The sequence below is a fragment of the Salmonella sp. NW1250 genome, from assembly GCF_051812965.1.
In the GTDB taxonomy this organism is placed as follows: Bacteria; Pseudomonadota; Gammaproteobacteria; order Enterobacterales; family Enterobacteriaceae; genus Salmonella; species Salmonella enterica.
In genome coordinates this window covers 131360-148136 of sequence record NZ_JAMNDD010000007.1, presented here as the reverse complement: position 1 = coordinate 148136, position 16777 = coordinate 131360, and the positions used below count along the sequence as shown (strand labels likewise).

Sequence of the window (16777 nt, the reverse complement as noted above, 5' to 3'; positions counted from 1 at the left end):
TTATCCCTGATGAGGCGTCTAATTCAAAGGCATAGGCGATGTTGCTCCAGTGTTGAAAAGCCCGTCTGGTCTTGCAGGGGGCGCTACCTGCTCATGTCGACTGGCAAACGTCATGTCGTTAATTAATATCGCCGGATACCGTGATGGGTAATTTATTTTCATCAGAATTGCATAAAATAATTTTTCATTAATTTTTATAATAACGTATGCGGTATCACATTTTATTTTTACTGACGTTCAGAATGCGTTTGATCACAATCAATCAGCACAAATATTTAATCTATTATGATTAGTTTTCATTACATATTATTAATAATTATGGAAGCAATGTGAGAAATAAAAAATGGAAATAAAAAAATGGCTGAACACAACCATAACCCGACGTGATGCTATTGTCGCTACTGCAAAAGTAGGGGCGGCGGTGACGCTAAGCCAGGCGATTACGCTGCCTTTTGCTACCACTGCCCAGGCGCAGGATACCCCGATACCGAAGGATGCCAACGGCGAAACCGTCAGGCACAGCGCCTGTCTGGTCAACTGTGGCAGTCGATGCCCGCTTAAGGTTATCGTGAAAAATGATCGCATTGTGCGTATTGAGCCGGAAGACGCGAAAGATGACGCGGTATTCGGCGAGCATCAGATTCGTCCCTGCCTGCGTGGGCGTTCCAGTCGCTGGCGGGTCTATAGCCCGGATCGCATTAAGTATCCGATGAAAAGAGTGGGAAAACGCGGTGAAGGAAAATTTAAACGTATTTCATGGGATGAGGCCACGGCCTTTATTGCGGCGGAATTAACGCGTGTTAGCGAACAATATGGCCGGGAAGCTATTTATTATAATTATCAATCCGGGGCATATTATCATACGCAGGGATCGCCCGCATGGAAGCGATTGTTAAATCTCACCGGCGGCTATTTAAATTACCATAATACCTACTCGACCGCGCAAATCGCGACGGCAACGCCCTATATGCATGGTACCTATGTCGGTAGCCATTTTACGCAGATCGCGCATTCCGATCTGGTGGTGCTATTTGGCCTGAATCTCTCAGAAACGCGGATGTCCGGCGGCGGTCAGGTTGAAGAGCTGCGCCGGGCGCTGGAGACCTCGAAAGCCCGAGTCATTATTATCGATCCGCGCTATACCGATTCGGTGATTACCGAACACGCCGAATGGCTACCGATTCGCCCAACCACGGACGCCGCGCTAGTCGCCGGCATAGCGCATACGCTGATTACCGAACAGCTTCTCGACGAGGCGCTGGTAAACCGCTATTGCGTCGGTTATGACCGTAGCACCTTGCCGGACACGGCTGCGCCTAACGCCAGCTATAAAGACTATGTTCTTGGCACGGGCGATGACGGTATCGCGAAAACCCCGGAATGGGCGGCGGATATCACCGGAATTCCGGCAACGCGTATTCGCCAACTGGCGCGCGAAATCGCCTCGGCGCGCGCCTGCTATATTTGCCAGGGCTGGGGGCCGCAGCGTCATGCCAACGGCGAACAAACCGTGCGTGCTATTCAGACGCTGCCAGCGTTAACAGGCCACTTCGGGCGGCCCGGCACCAACAATGGCAACTGGCCTTACGGTACGCCGTATGGCGTGCCATTGTTGCCTGTCGGTAAGAATCCGATCACAACCTCTATTCCTTGCTATCTGTGGACGGACGCCATTCAGCATCCGGAGAAAATGACCGCGACGACAATGGGGGTGAAAGGCGCGGACAGGCTAAAAACCGGGATTAAGCTGTTTTTCAACCAGGCCGGTAATACCTTGCTGAATCAGCACGGCGAAACGAACCGCACCCGACAAATTCTCGCGGATGAATCGCTGTGTGAAACCATTATCGTGATTGAAAACCATATGACGCCCAGCGCGATGTATGCGGATCTGCTGTTGCCGGAGACCAGCTATCTTGAGGCGGAAGACCTGGTGGACAGCTCCTATGCGGCGGGATCGCATAACTATATGATTGCGATTCAGAAAACCGTTAAACCGATGTGGGAAGTGCGCAGCACGTATGACATCTGCGCGGATATCGCCGGGCATCTTGGACTGCGCGAGCAATATACCGAGGGCCGAACTCAGGCGCAGTGGGCGGAGATGCACTATCAGCAGATCCGTGAAAAACGTCCATACCTGCCGGAGTGGAGCGTGGCGAAAGAGATGGGTGTGATTGACCAGCGTATCGCTACCGAGCAGCAGAGCCTTGCGTTTGCCGATTTCCGCGCCGACGCCGAGGCTAATCCACTCTCCACGCCGTCGGGCAAAATTGAAATTTACTCCCAGGCGCTGGCGGATCTGGCGCAAGCGTGGACGTTGCCAGAAGGCGAGCGAATTCCCGCATTGCCGGAATTTTGTCCGGCGAAAGAGTCGCATCTTAACAAAGCGCTGACGGCGAAGTATCCGTTGCAGTTAAGCGGCTTCCATACCAAAGGGCATACCCACTCGACCTACAGCAATGTGCTGATGCTGCATGAGGCGGTGCCGGATGAAGTCTGGATTAACCCGATTGACGCCAGCGCCCGCCAACTGAAGTCCGGCGAACGGGTTCATGTATTCAATGACCGCGGCGTGGTGGAGCTTCCCTGTAAAGTGACCCAGCGCATTTTACCCGGCGTGGCGGCGATGCCGCAGGGCGCGTGGACGCGGCTTGACGGCAACGGCGTTGATGTCGGCGGCTGTATCAATACGCTGACCAGCCACCATCCTTCGCCGCTGGCGAAAGGCAATCCGCAGCATACCAATCTGGTTGAAATTAAACGCGCTTAAGGAGTGATGTACGATGAAACAGTATGGCTTTTATGTTGACTCCTCGCGCTGTTCAGGCTGTAAAACCTGCCAGGTAAGCTGCAAGGATAATAAAGATCTGGATGTCGGTCCGAAACTGCGCCGCGTCTATGAATATGGCGGCGGAAGCTGGGTGAAAGAGGGGGAAAGCTGGCATCACGACACCTTTACCTACTACCTCTCTATTGCTTGTAACCATTGCGATGAGCCGGTATGTGTCTCCGGCTGTCCGACCGGGGCGATGCATAAACGCAAAGAAGATGGTCTGGTCGTGGTGGATGACAGCGTATGCGTCGGCTGTCGCTATTGTGAAATGCGTTGCCCCTACGGCGCGCCGCAGTTTGATACGCAGGCGAACGTGATGCGTAAATGCGACGGTTGTCTTGACCGACTGGAGAACAATCTGCGCCCTATCTGTGTGGATTCTTGCCCGCAGCGAGCGCTGGATTTCGGCCCTGTCGATGAATTACGGGCAAAATATGGCACGGAGAATCAAATCGCGCCGCTGCCTTCAACGTCGTTCACCCATCCTAACCTCATTATTAAACCGCATCCGAAAGCGAGACCCACGGGCGATACGGAAGGCGCAATCATGAACATTCGGGAGGTGCGCCATGCATGAGTTACCGCTGGTCTTTTTTACGGTCTTTACCCAGAGCGCGGTCGGCGCATTTATTCTGCTGCTGATTGGCGGCGCAATGGGGCTGGTCGCGCCGCGGCGCAAGGCTATTGGTCTGTTCTCGGTGATGTGCCTGTTTGGGCTGGGCGTCATTGTCGGCACCTTCCACGTCGGGCAACCGCTGCGTGCGCTGAATATGCTGCTGCGCGTCGGACATTCGCCGATGAGTAACGAGATTGTCCTGTCGGCGGCTTTTTCGGCGCTCGGCGGGCTGGGGGCGCTCGGTTTGTTGCTGAACCGGGCGACGCCGCTGTGTAACGCGTTGGTCTGGTTGGCGGCGATAGTCGGAGTTGTCTTCTTATACGCCGTTCCGCAGATTTACCAACTGCCGACGGTGGCGACCTGGCGTTCATCTTACACCACGGCAATGATGATATTGACGCCGTTGATTGGCGGCGGCGCGTTGGCGGCATTGTTTGGCGTGCGCCGTCTGGGGCTACTGGTCAGCGTATTGGCGATTTTGGTGAGCTTTTGTCTGCGCCCGGGCTATATGGCGACGCTGATGAGCGCCGATAGCGCTCTGACCGCTGCGCAACATAGCTGGTTTACCGCCCAGGCGATATTGCTGGCGGCGGGTGTGGTCGGGGTGGTGGTCTGCGCGCGCCTGAAATCGAGTGCTACGGTGCTGGCCATGACGGCAATGGTGGTTATCGCGGCGGAGTTGGCGGGTAGGATTGCGTTTTACAATCTGTGGACGCTGCCAATGTAGTTTTTGCCTGGCTTATGCCATGTAAGCCTGATCAGCGTAGCGTCATCAGGCGAGATATTTCAGGAGCTATTGCTATGCTTTCCCGTGCTGTTTTGCCGCGTATCCTCGGCGCACTGTTTTACTACTCCCCTGAGAGGCCGGAGGTGAGAGCGTTGTTCGATTGTTTGCCAACGTTGCCTGAGCTTTACCCCTGGCGCGATCGCGGACCTATTGAATCACTGTGTGCGTCATGGTCGCTACCGGATGATGATGCGCTTACATGGCAATTTTCTGTGTTGTTTGAAGGCCAGGGAAAGATGCCCGTCCCGCCCTGGGGATCGGTCTATCTGGAAAAAGATAATTTGCTGATGGGGGAAACCACCGCCGATTATCGAGCTTTTTTACAGTCGCAGGGAATGGTATTCACTGACCGTGAACGCGAGCCGGAAGATCAGTTTGGCCTGATGCTATTGGCCTGTAGCGATCTGCTGGCACGAGGCGACAACGTGGCGGCCAACCGGTTACTGGAGGCGCATCTGCTGCCCTGGGGGTTCCGCTATCTGGAATTGCTGCAACGCAATACCGTTAGCGCCTTCTATGCCCGGCTTGCCATCGTAGCGACCTGTTATCTGCAGGATGTTCAGCAGCAACAGGGACTACAGCCTGAGAATAAACGGTTGTTTTTCTGAGGTATTGGTCAGGTTTTGATGGCGTGCACATAATGCTTGTGTCGCCATCGTGCCCGCTGTTGTGTCAGCGGGCACAGTTTACTATTACAGCTCCGGCGTCTTTTTGAAACCGGTCAGCATCAGCACCAGGCTCTGTTTTGAGTCCGCTGGCGTGAAGTCGTAGTGATTTCCCTGACGGTCGCCGCCGATATACCAGGATATTTCCGTTTTCCCTTCCGCCAGCGCTTTGCGCACCGCTTTATCGACATCAACCATGCGATACTCATGTGAATGGTCCAGATATAACACGGCATCGGAACGGTAGTTGATCGCCGGTTTATTGTTCCAGGACACGGTACTGACGTGCCAGTCACTGCTGGTCGGGTAAAAGAAAATTTGATCGGCGCCGTTCGCTTCCGTTTTGCCGCCAAAAAGGCGAATACGGTATTTGAATAGCGAAGCGTCCATATTGGCAGGCAGGGGCGGGATCTTAAATTTCACCAGCGTGAGCGTTTCCGGGTGCTGCGTGCGTCCGCCATTTGTCCAGTCATCCTGTACGTACAAGGTATCGACGCTGGCATGAGGCTTGTCGTCTTCGCTGCTTACCCAGGTATTTTCTTCCGCTTTACTGTAGGCGTAAGGAACCGTAGTGCCGCAATCCAGTCCCTGATTCATACACAGATCCGTCATAAACTGCGCGCCATCTTCCGTCCAGCCATTCATAAAATCGGCATGGGCGGTATAAAGACTTCCCCAGCGCTCTTCCCGGGTTTCGCCATGCATTACCGGGTCCATCGACAATTCCACTTTGGACGTATCCAGCGAGGAGATCTGCGGGAGTACCCAGGCGATGTTCATATTAACCGTCGGGATTTTGACCGGATAGTCTGCGGAACATTTCCCGTGGTCGGCATAGATAGCGTTATTGTGGCTATGGGTCGGTTTCAGGTTGACGCCATCCCAACAGTTGGGGAAAGCGATCCCGATATTAAACTGGACGGCATCGCCCGCTTTACGCAGGCCGCATATTTCGCCTACCTTGTTGGTGTAACCTTTGCCGTTGGCACATAAAAAGGTGATTGCGGAACTGGGGCCAGTACCGTGATGATCGCCTGCCAGTAACTCCAGCCCGGCCGGGAATGGATGGAGCGGATATTGCGCTACATTTGTGGATTGATAATAGGTCTTTTGGTAGGCCGGATGTACGATTTCACCATCAGGTAATTTCATGGACGGCGCCCAGTAAGCGGAGCTGTCGGCTTTATTATCACAGGTGGTATCGGGTTGCGCGCGCAACGTCTGGTAGGTAGAGACCGCGTCGGTGTGGGTGTTGCCAAAAAAGTCATGCCACATCGCCTGATTCGCTTTACCAAACATCATAATCGCGTCATCGCCCAGCGTGTGGTGATAGCCGCACACGACATGTGCCTGAGGACCGGCATGGGCCGGGAATGCGCCAGCGGCAACGAGCGTAGCCAGGCTGACGGTAATAAGGTTGAGTTTCATTTTTTTGCTGCCCGGTTGAATAGAAGTGGGAGCAGCAATAGCAGATCAGATTGCGGTGTTACATCTCATTAATTATCACTTTTTGTCATTTGCTCTGCATACAGGGGCGAATTTGCAGACGTACTATTTAAATAATTAGCCGAAACTACCCTCCTCTTGATTATGTCAATTTACAAAAAGGGTACGTTAGTGATTAAAATCGGGCTTTTTGTGATAACCCTCACTATTTCATTTTGCCTATGCTAATGGCGCTCGCCATAACCGAATAACGATTCTATCGGACATCGGCTTTATTTTTAAGAAATGCGTTACGACATCTGTCGTGACGCGATCTGCTATGGATTTTTTATGAGATTACTAAAACGCGTTATTGTGGTTGTACTCTTGGGCGTGATTTTATTTATGGTCAGGGACGATATACGCTATGTTTATCAACTGATCCTCAAATATGGTGATAAACCCTCGGCGCTGGCACTGAGTAGCTATAAAGCGGTTATTCAGCAAAAACCAGTCGCAGGAGTTAAGAGTAACCTTTCAGGTTTGACCTACTCCGCCGAAGACAGGATGCTTTTCGCCGTTATTAATAATCCCCCTGAACTGGTCTGGTTAACGACAGAAGGGCAGCTGGTAGGGCGGATGCCGCTGCAGGGCATCCACGACCCGGAGTCTATTGCATGGAGTGGGGGTAACCAGTTCCAGATAGGCAGTGAGAAAGATGGCGCGGTCTATAAAACACAGGTGGATATTCAGCGCGGCACCATGCAGATAATCTCCATGGTGAAGCTTGAGGGCTATGACAAAGCAAAAAATAAAGGGCTGGAAGGTACGGCATGGGATGCGAAAAATGAGAGATTATATGCCGCCAAAGAAAGAAAACCCATAATGATCAAAGAAGTAGAGATGAGCAAAAATGGTATCACCAGAGCGTTGCCTTCTGCCATCACTGCAAGTGTGAGCGATGTCTCCGGACTTGAATACCATGCCCCAACGGATTCGCTGCTGGTGTTGTCGGACGAGTCAAAAATGATTCTGGAGGTCAGTTCCGAGTGGCGGGTGCGCGATCGATTGTTCCTGACGGCGGAGTGGTCAGGGCTCAGAGACGATATCCCCCAACCAGAAGGGATTGCCATGGATAATGAAAATAATTTGTATATTGTGAGTGAACCAAATCTGTTTTATAAATTTTCGTGTGATATACAGAATGACTAAAATCTATTTTTACTGTCACAGTATGCTAAAACAGAACAAGGTTATTAATACCATGATTTGACGATTGCTTGATTCGTTGATTCATTGTTGGGGATATTTATGTTTTACTTACCTCAGTAACGGATTACTTTGTGGTGTAGCGTAACGGTAATTGTCCTCCTCATATTTGCGGCAGCGTAGTCTGCCGCTTTTTTTTATAAATTAACTCTCCCTGTAATAATTAACAGACAATAAATATTACTCTGTTTTTTTCAGGAGGCCTTCGAAGAGACCTCGCAGGGTGATGTTTAGTTATCAGGCATAATATTCTTCATCAACACTTACCGAATGCCATGTCGCCTCGCTAAGCGAAATCATTTCATCTACGCCGGAACTCTTGTTAACCGGGTTTTCCGTCGGCGATGTGCCTGTAAATGTTTCACTGGCGGTATAGTCCGTATCGTTGACCGTGACCTTCACCTGAATATCCTGATGCGCCTCCACGACTCCCTTAAGGGTGACGGTGTTATCCAGACTGTTAACAGTCGATCCCAACGTTGGTTCGGCGGACGGTTGTGTATCAATAGTCAGCTTAATTGTTGCGTGAGTTTCTGAGGAGCCGATAAAGATTGATGTTAGTGATATTATCGCCTCCAGCGCCGATATCACTATTATCCTCCATGGAACGTACTGGCGGTGTAGAGTCTATCGTCAGCCAGCCGATAGACAGCGAAGAATTACCCATAGCGTTTGCGGAACGATCTCTGAAGATGATATCCAGAGTTGCCTTGCCTACCACTCTACCAACATTTTAGGAAAAATTACGTAATATCGACTGATATGTAAAACTCATTCAGCATCAAATGGATTAATTCAACATCAGTAGTAATATCCATTTTTTTATAGGCTGATCTCTTTTGTGTTGAAATCGTTTTTATATTTCGATCTAATAAATTTGAGCAACTTTTAACAGATAATCCTGCTGCCACGTAATAAATAACTTTTTTCTCGCTCAATGTTAGGTCGAATTTTTTAGCGAGCAACAGAATCCCATCTCTTATATTAATATGTTTTGCTTTGTTCTTATACTGCATTGTCAGATATCTCAATTAACATATTGATGACGAGAGGAAGATAAAAACGCTAAAAATTCCGATGGTGTAGTTTTGAAATGTTTTTTAAAAACGCATGTAAAATAAGAAGCACTATCATAACCACACATATAAGCCACTCGAGTAATATTATATTCACTATTGCGTAGAAGTTTTGTCGCTTTATTCATTCGCGCATTAAGGTAAACTTTGCTGAATGAGGTGTGCTCTTGTTTCAATTTCCTTTTTAATGTGGAGCAACTCATATAGAGTGAGTCAGAAATATCCTTGAGCGCCCATTTTCGACTTATGTCGCTTATAATAATATTATAGATGTTTTCGGCTAATGTATTTTGCGATAGTTCTCTGAAGAGAGCAAATGCTTCAGGTTCATAGATGAACTCTGAAAGGAGAAATCTTATTAAATATTCCTTTTTATCTTGGGATAATTTCTGGCTTTTATTTGAAGAGTGTAAGAGGTTGAATACTCTTGCTACGCCTGTTTCTATTGGCGCTAACAGATGTTTTGTCGCCGGCTTTGTTAATGGGGCCGAAAAGTCTGCATGTTCATACAGAAAAAAATTATAAGCATTTTTTATTGACGCTGAATCTAATTCAATTAAATTATAATTTAACTGTTCATGAGTCTCTTCCATAGTGATATGAATAGTTTGATCTTTAGCTAAAAATATTAACATTGGCCCTGATGCCGTAATATACTCCCCGGACGATGTCGTAATTGAAATTTTACCCGTGGTGAGCTTGATGAGTACGGACTGCAGTAAATTTAATCCCTGAAGTGATAAGGATTTCCTCTGCCAGTTTTGCGCTGATTGTAAACATTCAATGCTCCCCACCTGGACAGGTGAGGGATTAAATACTTTTAGCATGATAATTTCCTTTTATTAAATGTGCGTGTAAATCAAAAATTATTCTGAAAAATATTTCAAAAGAAAACTAATATATAGCTATATAATTATTTGAAAACTTAAGGTATCAGGTAGCGATCTTTTCATTTTCTATGGAAAATGCTATTTTATATTGCATTTCTACATATTATAGTATCGTTAAAAAACTATGTCGCGTATAAAAAAAAGATGGAAATTTACAAGAATTGGCTCATGTTATTATCAAATTATCTCTTTAAAATTTGAATTAAGTAATAATTGCCTTTAATCTTTTAGAGAATAGCTCTTTAATTTCATGGAGGTAGTTAGCATGAGGTATAAGATCTGATGTTAATTTGTGATAAGGTTTATCCTGGATGTAAATATTAACGCTCTCGGCCAGGAAAGGCATACAACGCGGTAAATATATACTGCGGCGGGTAGATGGCGTAGCGATATCCGGAAGTTTGAGGGGGAGGGGACGCATTCAATCGTATGGTTGGCTTTATGAAAAACGATGTAACACGTTAGTGAGGTTCTTACTGTGCGTATCCGTTAGGTTTATGCTTTCTGGATTGTATAATGTTGCGTGTTTTGGCGCGGCAGTATTGAATCTTTTGCTGCGTCGGCCCCGAGGAGGAATCCTCACAGCGAATGCCAGCGCACAGCCTGGTCCTGAATCTCTAAATGAGTAGAAAACCTTTCGGTTTGATACTCTGGTTCTATTCCTTCTAAATTTATCGTAATGACATCTGCGTTACGCGTGTTGTATACTTAATATCCACAGAAGTACAAGAGGACAACACTATGCCAGCCGCAAACAGTATGGCGATGAAACGCGAAACCCTGAACCTGCGCATCAAGCCCGCCGAGCGCGATCTTATCGATCGGGCGGCGAAAGCCAGAGGGAAAAACCGCACAGACTTTGTGCTGGAAGCTGCCCGCGCTGCCGCAGAGGAAGCGCTGATCGAACAACGCATCATTATGGCCGATCCACAGGCTTATCAGGAATTTCTGGCTCGTTTGGATCAAACACCTTCACCTAATGCCGCACTGCGTAAAACCATGCAGACCCCTGCGCCGTGGGAGCAGGAAAAATGATCTCCTCCCCTGAGCCGCTTCATGCCGGACATATTCTTACTCCGTTTTGCTGCGGTGTGGATTCTATGGATAACTGGCTGAAACAGCGGGCGATGAAAAATCAGACCACTGGTGCGTCCCGTACCTTTGTGTGTTGTGGCAGCGATTCGAACGTACTGGCCTATTACTCGCTGGCGTCCAGCGCGGTCACGACGAATACCGCCCCCGGTCGCTTTCGTCGCAATATGCCTGACCCGATTCCGATTGTGGTATTGGGGCGTCTGGCGGTGGATAAATCACTTCATGGGCAGGGCGTTGGTCGGGCGCTGGTACGCGACGCAGGGCTGCGGGTTATTCAAGTGGCGGAGACTATCGGCATTCGCGGGATGCTGGTTCACGCCCTGTCGGATGAAGCGCGGGAATTTTACCAGCGGGTGGGGTTTGTACCGTCGCCGATGGATCCGATGATGTTGATGGTGACGTTGGGGGATTTGGTGGAGAGTGTTTAAACTCCAGAACGTATCCATTAACCTCACAGACACTTCAAGTTACGGATGAACATTGCCCCTGAAATAAAAAATGAATTCAGTTTTGAACATTTTCCATCAAATTAAGTGGGTTTTCGTCGATATGCAGCGTCAAGTTGTACAAAAAATAGTTACGAAACACACCCTGGTCCTACGTTACTTATAAGAGTTATCGCTTGTTATTATGCAGCAGCGAGGTCAGCACAGAACCAGTAATGAGTTACGTAAACAGAGAGTCTTTATCTCCGGAAGCGGTGTCCGTTCTGTTTGGTTTCGCCATAACCTTGAGAACTTCAAAAAGCGCCTGAAAGCGCTGGAGCGTAGAGCCAGTGACGACGAGGCGTGTGGAGAAATCGAAACGGCGCATCCCGGTTATCTGGGGTCACAGGACATATTCTATGTTGGCAACCTGAAAGGCGTTGGGCGTATTTACCAGCAGACATTCTCGGCCAGACTGTGTGTTCTGTTCTTTTTGACGATCGGATGTCAGAAGATGATGGCTGCCGCCAGACTGACGATGTCTGTCCTGCTGCTCAATATCCCGTCCGGGGGCGTGATGATGCTGTCAGGTCTGCTGCCCGGTGGCCGCTGGTTTGCGCAACTTTGTGTCCTGCACCTGACCGTTATCGGAGCCGTGTTATATCTCCCCTGATCATTCCTTTCCTGTCGAAAATTACACTGTCTGTTGTTTAATTATGTATTAACCCGGAGAGACTCTTTAAGCTCCAGCAGTCAGGCATTGCGGGTTGTTTATCTGCTGACTGAACGTTTTCTCTGTGTGTAAACACCTTCCCTTCTTCCACCTGTTCCATGTTTAAGAATGGAACGGAGGTTATTTTATTACGGCAACCATGTCCGTTTTTTTTATTTATTTCCCTTTTTTTAATATCTGAACATAATTTAATGCTCTCCCAGCCTGTTTTCTGAACGTTGTTTTTATCCGGCATTAATGATTCTGTATTTTATATACCCTGTTCACCGGCCCCTTTAATTCCCGGTTACTGTTTTACGTTTTGTTGAAAAACAGGAAGATACTTGCGTGGTGAATAATATCCTGCGGTACTTGTTCGGGGCTGGGAAGCCTCTGTGTTTGCGGTCGATTCCGGCTTAACTATAAATCAACGTCTTTTTTAAATGCTGCGGGGTTGTTGTATATCCATTTGATTTAAATGTATTTTATATCGTGATGTTCAGTTTTATTACATAAAGTTCTGTCTTTTTCGTTATTATTTTCTGTTTTTGATTCTGGTTAATTAATTCTTTATTTTTTAATGGAGTGGAATGCATGGTGGACTGGTTATTTGGCGATCTTTTGTATTGGCTTAATGCTATTTTATGGTGTATTAATCTATTATTTGTTTGTTTTTTGGTTTTTAGTGTTACATATTGGCTTTGCTATGGATTAAAAGATCGTTAAAAATGGCCTTTTCAGCATTAATCTCTTAAATATAATAAGCGAAAAGATTAGTTATCTTCCCTTTACATGTTTTCCTTGCCGGGAAGGTTAAGGAAAAGTTAAGGAAGGAAGTTCCGTTGAAACTGAATAAAAAATCATTTTCCGGCGTCAGGATAGTGAGGGCCGGGGAACTCGAACCGGGGGCAGTGTCCGAAGAGCAGTTCTGGCTACTTGTTGATATATCCCCGATACACAGTGAAAAGATTATTCTGGCCCTGAAAGATTATTTCGTTTCCGGGTATTCCAAAAAGGTTGTGTGCGAACGCCACGGTATGAGTGGCGGATATCTCAGCACCAGTGTTAACCGGCTGAATTTTATCAGCAGGAATGTGCATAAACTGGCGGGTTATTACAGCCATCATGAATGATAAAGCAGACTGAACCGTCTGCTCCGGATTTGCGATGAAAAAAATAAAGATACTTTTCCTTCTGCTGCTGGCAGGGGGCGGGCTTTCTCACGCTTCCGTTCAGAAAACCCTGTTCAGTGCTGATGTGGTGGCCTCTGCCTGTCATGTGGTGGTGGATGCTGACGGTACCGGCAGCAGCCGTCTGACGTTCGGGACATACCGTAAGTCGTCCGCTGCACCCGTGCCGCCGCGTGATTTCACCGTGCGTCTGTATGAGACCGGCGCCACCGTTCAGGGCTGTTCGGCCTTTCTGGCCGGGCAGATCGCCACCCTGAATTTCGGCAACCCGGGCCAGCTGGACGGACAGGGTGTGGTCACCCGTGGCGCCGGCGACGGTATCCGTATCGATGTGCGGGCCGCGGATACGCAGGCGGACTTCCGGGGGCGCATCACGCAGGCAAATCATGAGGTGAAGTACCCGGTGGATTTTGCCGCGAAGGGGCAGTTCCGGTTTCGTGCGCAGCCGGTGTTTCCGGCGGACGTGAAGGCGGGTGAGTACAACGGCGCCCTGACCTTTGTGGTCACCTACCAGTAAGGAATGCTGATGAACGGGAATAACGTAAGACAGCCAGCCTGCCAGATGTCTTTTCACCATGCCGTGCTGGCATTTGCGATAGCGGTTGCCCTGGGCAGCGGTACCGCAAGTGCCGGAGAGAAACTGGACATGTCCTTTATTCAGGGCGGGGCGGGGATTAACCCTGAGGTCTGGGCGGCGCTGAACGGAGATTATGCGCCGGGGCGCTACCTGGTGGACCTGTCCCTGAACGGGAAGGATATCGGGAAGCGGATCCTGGACGTAACACCACAGGACAGCGAAGCGCTGTGTCTGTCAGAAGCGTGGCTGGCAAAGGCCGGGATTTATGTCAGCGCGGAGTACTTCCGTAAGGGATATGACGCCACGCGGCAGTGCTGGGTGCTGGCGAAAGCGCCGGCGGTGAAGGTGGACTTTGATGTCGCCACCCAGAGCCTGTCGCTGGCCATTCCGCAGAAAGGACTGGTGAAAATGCCGGAGAACGTGGAGTGGGACTACGGCACGGAGGCGTTCCGGATGAACTACAACGCGAACGCCAACAGCGGGCGGTACAACACGTCGGCGTTCGGCTCAGCAGACCTGAAGGCCAACATCGGTCGCTGGGTGGTGAGCTCGTCAGCCACGGCCAGCACCGGGGATGGCGGGAGTAACGAGGCCACGATAAACATGTTCACGGCCACCCGGGCCATCCGCTCCCTGAGTGCGGACCTGGCGGTCGGGAAGACCTCAACCGGTGACAGCCTGCTGGGCAGTACCGGCACGTACGGGGTGTCCCTGTCGCGGAACAACAGCATGAAGCCGGGCAGCTTGGGGTATACCCCGGTGTTCAGCGGCATTGCGAACGGTCCCTCAAGGGTGACCCTGACCCAGAACGGCAGGATGCTGTACTCGGGGATGATGCCGTCCGGGCCGTTCTCCGTCACGGATGTGCCGCTGTACAGCAGCGGGGACGTGACGATGACCGTCACCGGGGATGACGGGCGGGTGCAGACGCAGGTCTTCCCGCTGTCGGTAATGGCCGGGCAGCTGAGTCCGGGGCAGCACGAGTTCAGCGTGGCGGCCGGGATACCGGACGACGACAGCGACCTGGAGGGCGGGGTGTTTGCCGCGTCATACGGGTATGGTCTGGACGGGCTGACTCTGCGCACGGGAGGCGTGTTCAACCAGGACTGGCAGGGCGCCAGTGCCGGTGCGGTACTGGGACTCGGTTATCTGGGGGCGGTGTCTGCTGACGGCGCTTATGCCACGGCGAAGTACCGGGACGGCAGTCGCAGCGGGAACAAGGTGAAACTGGCCTGGAGCAAACAGCTGGCGCTGACGAACACCGGCCTGCGGGTGAGCTGGTCACATCAGAGTGAGGAATATGAGGACATGTCCTCCTTTGACCCGGCTGAAACATGGCTGCAGCAGAACCAGGGGCGCCGGACCCGGGATGAGTGGAATGCGGGCATCAGCCAGCCGGTGGGAGGGCTGTTCAGCCTGTCGGCGTCGGGATGGCAGCGGAGCTATTACCCGGCCTCCACGACCGGCAGTTACCGGTACGCTGATGACAACGGTAAGGAGACAGGAATTACCGGTACCCTGAGCACACAGATAAAAAGCGTCAGCCTGAATCTGGGCTGGTCCGGGTCCCGGAACATGAACGGGGAGAACACCTGGTCGGCCTCCGCGTCGGTGTCGGTGCCGTTCACCCTGTTTGAGCGGAAGTACAGCAGCAGTACCACGGTGAGCACCGGTAAAGATGGTGGCACCGGCGTCAGTACCGGTATCTCCGGGGCCCTGAACGACCGGTTCAGCTACGGTTTGGGCGGCGGCCGTGACAGTGACGGCGGTATCAGCAGTTACCTGAACGCCGCCTACAGCGGCGACCGGGCGAACCTGAACGGCACGGTGAACCACTCGTCCGGTTCGGGCACCAGTGGTTCGGTGTCAGCCAGCGGTTCGGTACTGGCGGTGCCGGCGGCGCGGGACATCATGTTCAGCCGGACCACCGGCGACACGGTGGCGGTGGTGAGCGTGAAGGACACGCCGGGGGTGAAGGTGATGTCCGGCAATGAAACGTCGGACAGTGACGGAAACCTGGTAGTACCGCTGAACAGCTATGACTGGAATACGGTGACCATAGATGCGGGCACGCTGCCGCTGGACACGGAGCTGTCCACGACCAGCCGGAAGGTGGTGCCGACGGACAGGGCGGTGGTGTGGATGCCGTTTGATGCTCTGAAGGTGCACCGTTACCTGCTGCAGGTGAGGATGCCGGACGGGGCCTTTGTGCCGGGCGGCACATGGGCACGGGACAGCAATAACACGCCGCTGGGCTTTGTGGCGAACAACGGCGTGCTGATGATTAACGCGGTGGACCGCCCCGGCGATATCACGCTGGGACAGTGCCGGATACCTGCGGCGAAACTGCAGGAGACGGCGAAACTACAGGAAATTACGTGCGAATAAGCATAACCGGACAATGATGACGATGAAACAGACCCAGAAAATGCGTTCTTTTTTCCGTAACAGAGTGACGAAGGCGCTGGGAATGACCCTGGCCCTGATGATGGCGAGCCAGAGTGCGCTGGCTTCCCTGGCGGCGGACCAGACCCGCTATATTTTTCGCGGCGACAAGGACGCGCTGACCATCACGGTGACCAACAATGACAAGGAGCGTACTTTCGGCGGCCAGGCGTGGGTGGACAATATTGTGGAGAAGGACACCCGCCCGACGTTTGTGGTGACGCCCTCTTTCTTTAAGGTGAAACCGCAGGGGCAGCAGACGCTGCGTATCATCATGGCCTCTGACCACCTGCCGAAGGATAAAGAGTCAGTGTACTGGCTGAACCTGCAGGATATTCCGCCGGCGCTGAAGGGCAGCGGGATTGCCATTGCCCTGCGCACGAAGCTGAAGCTGTTCTACCGGCCGGAGGCGCTGCTGAAGGACCGTAAGGGTGCCGAGGAAGGCATCAGCCTGCAGACCCGTCCGGACGGGCGGACGATGCTGGTCAACACCACGCCGTATATCTACGCCATCGGCAGCCTGCTGGATGCGAACGGTAAAAAGGTTGCGGTGGACAACGACACCGCCCAGAAACTGCTGATGTTTATGCCGGGGGATGAGGTGCAGGTGAAGGGGAATGTGGTGAAGGTGGATTCCCTGAACGATTACGGCGAGCTGCAGACCTGGACCATCAACCAGAAAAAAGCGGCGGCACCGGAGGCAAAGACGGTCCCGGAGACGAAAACAGCGGCCGGGGCAGGTAAAAAATAACCCTTTCCGGTCCTGCGG

Annotated in this window: 17 protein-coding genes and 2 pseudogenes; 12 read left to right on the top strand and 7 right to left on the bottom strand. The window is 51.2% G+C overall.

Going from position 1 to position 16777, the window contains the following annotated elements:
- Nucleotides 1–343: 343 nt before the first annotated feature.
- The 4 genes from NBA72_RS14150 (at nt 344) to NBA72_RS14135 (ending at nt 4847) form a co-directional block, all read left to right on the top strand.
- On the top strand, nt 344–2773 hold the full coding sequence (locus NBA72_RS14150) for a DMSO/selenate family reductase complex A subunit (RefSeq protein WP_042949300.1): 2430 nt from the start codon (nt 344–346) through the stop codon (nt 2771–2773).
- A gap of 13 nt (nt 2774–2786) precedes the next feature.
- Nucleotides 2787–3413, top strand: a complete 627-nt coding sequence (locus NBA72_RS14145; RefSeq protein WP_042949299.1) for a DMSO/selenate family reductase complex B subunit — start codon at nt 2787–2789, stop codon at nt 3411–3413.
- A complete protein-coding gene (locus NBA72_RS14140; RefSeq protein WP_042949297.1) occupies nt 3406–4179 on the top strand; it encodes a dimethyl sulfoxide reductase anchor subunit family protein in 774 nt (257 codons plus the stop codon). Before NBA72_RS14145 ends, NBA72_RS14140 begins: the two co-directional genes overlap by 8 nt.
- Before the next feature lie 74 nt (nt 4180–4253).
- Entirely contained in the window at nt 4254–4847 is a 594-nt protein-coding gene (locus NBA72_RS14135; RefSeq protein WP_042949295.1) for a TorD/DmsD family molecular chaperone, read from the top strand.
- A gap of 84 nt (nt 4848–4931) precedes the next feature.
- Here NBA72_RS14135 and NBA72_RS14130 read toward each other — a convergent pair whose 3' ends face one another.
- The gene (locus tag NBA72_RS14130; RefSeq protein WP_042949293.1) at nt 4932–6332 is read right to left on the bottom strand and encodes a CBM96 family carbohydrate-binding protein; all 1401 of its coding nucleotides are present in this window, start codon (nt 6330–6332) and stop codon (nt 4932–4934) included.
- Between the two features lie 303 nt (nt 6333–6635).
- On the opposite strand from NBA72_RS14130, the gene NBA72_RS14125 reads away from it, so the two are divergent.
- Complete coding sequence (locus tag NBA72_RS14125; protein WP_042949292.1) at nt 6636–7541, top strand: SdiA-regulated domain-containing protein; 906 nt, start codon at nt 6636–6638, stop codon at nt 7539–7541.
- A gap of 294 nt (nt 7542–7835) precedes the next feature.
- On the opposite strand, the gene NBA72_RS14120 is transcribed toward NBA72_RS14125, so the two are convergent.
- The 5 genes and pseudogenes from NBA72_RS14120 to NBA72_RS14100 form a co-directional block, all read right to left on the bottom strand.
- Nucleotides 7836–8105 carry a hypothetical protein gene (locus NBA72_RS14120; protein WP_071785883.1) on the bottom strand — a complete coding sequence of 90 codons (270 nt, stop codon included), beginning with the start codon at nt 8103–8105 and terminating at the stop codon, nt 7836–7838.
- Between the two features lie 7 nt (nt 8106–8112).
- A complete protein-coding gene (locus NBA72_RS14115) occupies nt 8113–8319 on the bottom strand; it encodes a hypothetical protein (protein ID WP_077917569.1) in 207 nt (68 codons plus the stop codon).
- 22 nt (nt 8320–8341) lie between these two features.
- Nucleotides 8342–8629, bottom strand: a complete 288-nt coding sequence (gene rtsB / locus NBA72_RS14110) for a transcriptional regulator RtsB (RefSeq protein ID WP_001269916.1) — start codon at nt 8627–8629, stop codon at nt 8342–8344.
- Nucleotides 8626–9501, bottom strand: a complete 876-nt coding sequence (locus NBA72_RS14105) for an AraC family transcriptional regulator (RefSeq protein ID WP_042949289.1) — start codon at nt 9499–9501, stop codon at nt 8626–8628. Before NBA72_RS14105 ends, rtsB begins: the two co-directional genes overlap by 4 nt.
- A 265-nt stretch (nt 9502–9766) precedes the next feature.
- A pseudogene (locus NBA72_RS14100) lies at nt 9767–9989 on the bottom strand (hypothetical protein).
- A gap of 316 nt (nt 9990–10305) precedes the next feature.
- On the opposite strand from NBA72_RS14100, the gene NBA72_RS14095 reads away from it, so the two are divergent.
- From NBA72_RS14095 to NBA72_RS14085, 3 genes and pseudogenes are all read left to right on the top strand, one after another.
- Nucleotides 10306–10599, top strand: coding sequence for a DUF1778 domain-containing protein (locus NBA72_RS14095; protein WP_001110453.1), 294 nt, complete (start codon nt 10306–10308; stop codon nt 10597–10599).
- Nucleotides 10596–11087 carry a GNAT family N-acetyltransferase gene (locus tag NBA72_RS14090; protein ID WP_023255089.1) on the top strand — a complete coding sequence of 164 codons (492 nt, stop codon included), beginning with the start codon at nt 10596–10598 and terminating at the stop codon, nt 11085–11087. The genes NBA72_RS14095 and NBA72_RS14090 overlap by 4 nt, the downstream gene beginning before the upstream one ends.
- 214 nt (nt 11088–11301) lie before the next feature.
- Nucleotides 11302–11550 (top strand): annotated as a pseudogene (locus tag NBA72_RS14085) (IS481 family transposase); the annotation flags it as partial.
- Nucleotides 11551–11794: 244 nt separating this feature from the next.
- Here NBA72_RS14085 and NBA72_RS14080 read toward each other — a convergent pair.
- Entirely contained in the window at nt 11795–12052 is a 258-nt protein-coding gene (locus NBA72_RS14080) for a hypothetical protein (RefSeq protein ID WP_001112996.1), read from the bottom strand.
- A gap of 586 nt (nt 12053–12638) precedes the next feature.
- Between NBA72_RS14080 and NBA72_RS14075 the strand changes: the two genes are divergently transcribed.
- Genes NBA72_RS14075 through NBA72_RS14060 form a run of 4 tightly spaced genes read left to right on the top strand, consistent with a single transcriptional unit; the run spans nt 12639 to nt 16759 of the window.
- The gene (locus tag NBA72_RS14075; RefSeq protein ID WP_042949285.1) at nt 12639–12929 is read left to right on the top strand and encodes a PapB/FocB family fimbrial expression transcriptional regulator; all 291 of its coding nucleotides are present in this window, start codon (nt 12639–12641) and stop codon (nt 12927–12929) included.
- Nucleotides 12930–12963: 34 nt separating this feature from the next.
- Nucleotides 12964–13503: a fimbrial protein gene (locus NBA72_RS14070; RefSeq protein WP_000721295.1), complete on the top strand. Its 540-nt coding sequence runs from the start codon at nt 12964–12966 to the stop codon at nt 13501–13503.
- Nucleotides 13504–13548: 45 nt separating this feature from the next.
- Entirely contained in the window at nt 13549–15951 is a 2403-nt protein-coding gene (faeD, locus tag NBA72_RS14065; protein WP_371062389.1) for a F4 (K88) fimbrial usher FaeD, read from the top strand.
- 22 nt (nt 15952–15973) lie between these two features.
- Complete coding sequence (locus NBA72_RS14060; RefSeq protein WP_042949406.1) at nt 15974–16759, top strand: fimbria/pilus periplasmic chaperone; 786 nt, start codon at nt 15974–15976, stop codon at nt 16757–16759.
- Nucleotides 16760–16777 lie beyond the last annotated feature (18 nt).

Bases quoted from the DNA above. Each gene is read 5' to 3' on its own strand.
- NBA72_RS14150 (WP_042949300.1), top strand. From the start codon at position 344: ATGGAAATAAAAAAATGGCTGAACACAACCATAACCCGACGTGATGCT.
- NBA72_RS14145 (WP_042949299.1), top strand. From the start codon at position 2,787: ATGAAACAGTATGGCTTTTATGTTGACTCCTCGCGCTGTTCAGGCTGT.
- NBA72_RS14140 (WP_042949297.1), top strand. From the start codon at position 3,406: ATGCATGAGTTACCGCTGGTCTTTTTTACGGTCTTTACCCAGAGCGCG.
- NBA72_RS14135 (WP_042949295.1), top strand. From the start codon at position 4,254: ATGCTTTCCCGTGCTGTTTTGCCGCGTATCCTCGGCGCACTGTTTTAC.
- NBA72_RS14130 (WP_042949293.1), bottom strand. From the start codon at position 6,332: ATGAAACTCAACCTTATTACCGTCAGCCTGGCTACGCTCGTTGCCGCT.
- NBA72_RS14125 (WP_042949292.1), top strand. From the start codon at position 6,636: ATGCGTTACGACATCTGTCGTGACGCGATCTGCTATGGATTTTTTATG.
- NBA72_RS14105 (WP_042949289.1), bottom strand. From the start codon at position 9,501: ATGCTAAAAGTATTTAATCCCTCACCTGTCCAGGTGGGGAGCATTGAA.
- NBA72_RS14095 (WP_001110453.1), top strand. From the start codon at position 10,306: ATGCCAGCCGCAAACAGTATGGCGATGAAACGCGAAACCCTGAACCTG.
- NBA72_RS14090 (WP_023255089.1), top strand. From the start codon at position 10,596: ATGATCTCCTCCCCTGAGCCGCTTCATGCCGGACATATTCTTACTCCG.
- NBA72_RS14080 (WP_001112996.1), bottom strand. From the start codon at position 12,052: ATGCCGGATAAAAACAACGTTCAGAAAACAGGCTGGGAGAGCATTAAA.
- NBA72_RS14070 (WP_000721295.1), top strand. From the start codon at position 12,964: ATGAAAAAAATAAAGATACTTTTCCTTCTGCTGCTGGCAGGGGGCGGG.
- faeD (WP_371062389.1), top strand. From the start codon at position 13,549: ATGTCTTTTCACCATGCCGTGCTGGCATTTGCGATAGCGGTTGCCCTG.
- NBA72_RS14060 (WP_042949406.1), top strand. From the start codon at position 15,974: ATGAAACAGACCCAGAAAATGCGTTCTTTTTTCCGTAACAGAGTGACG.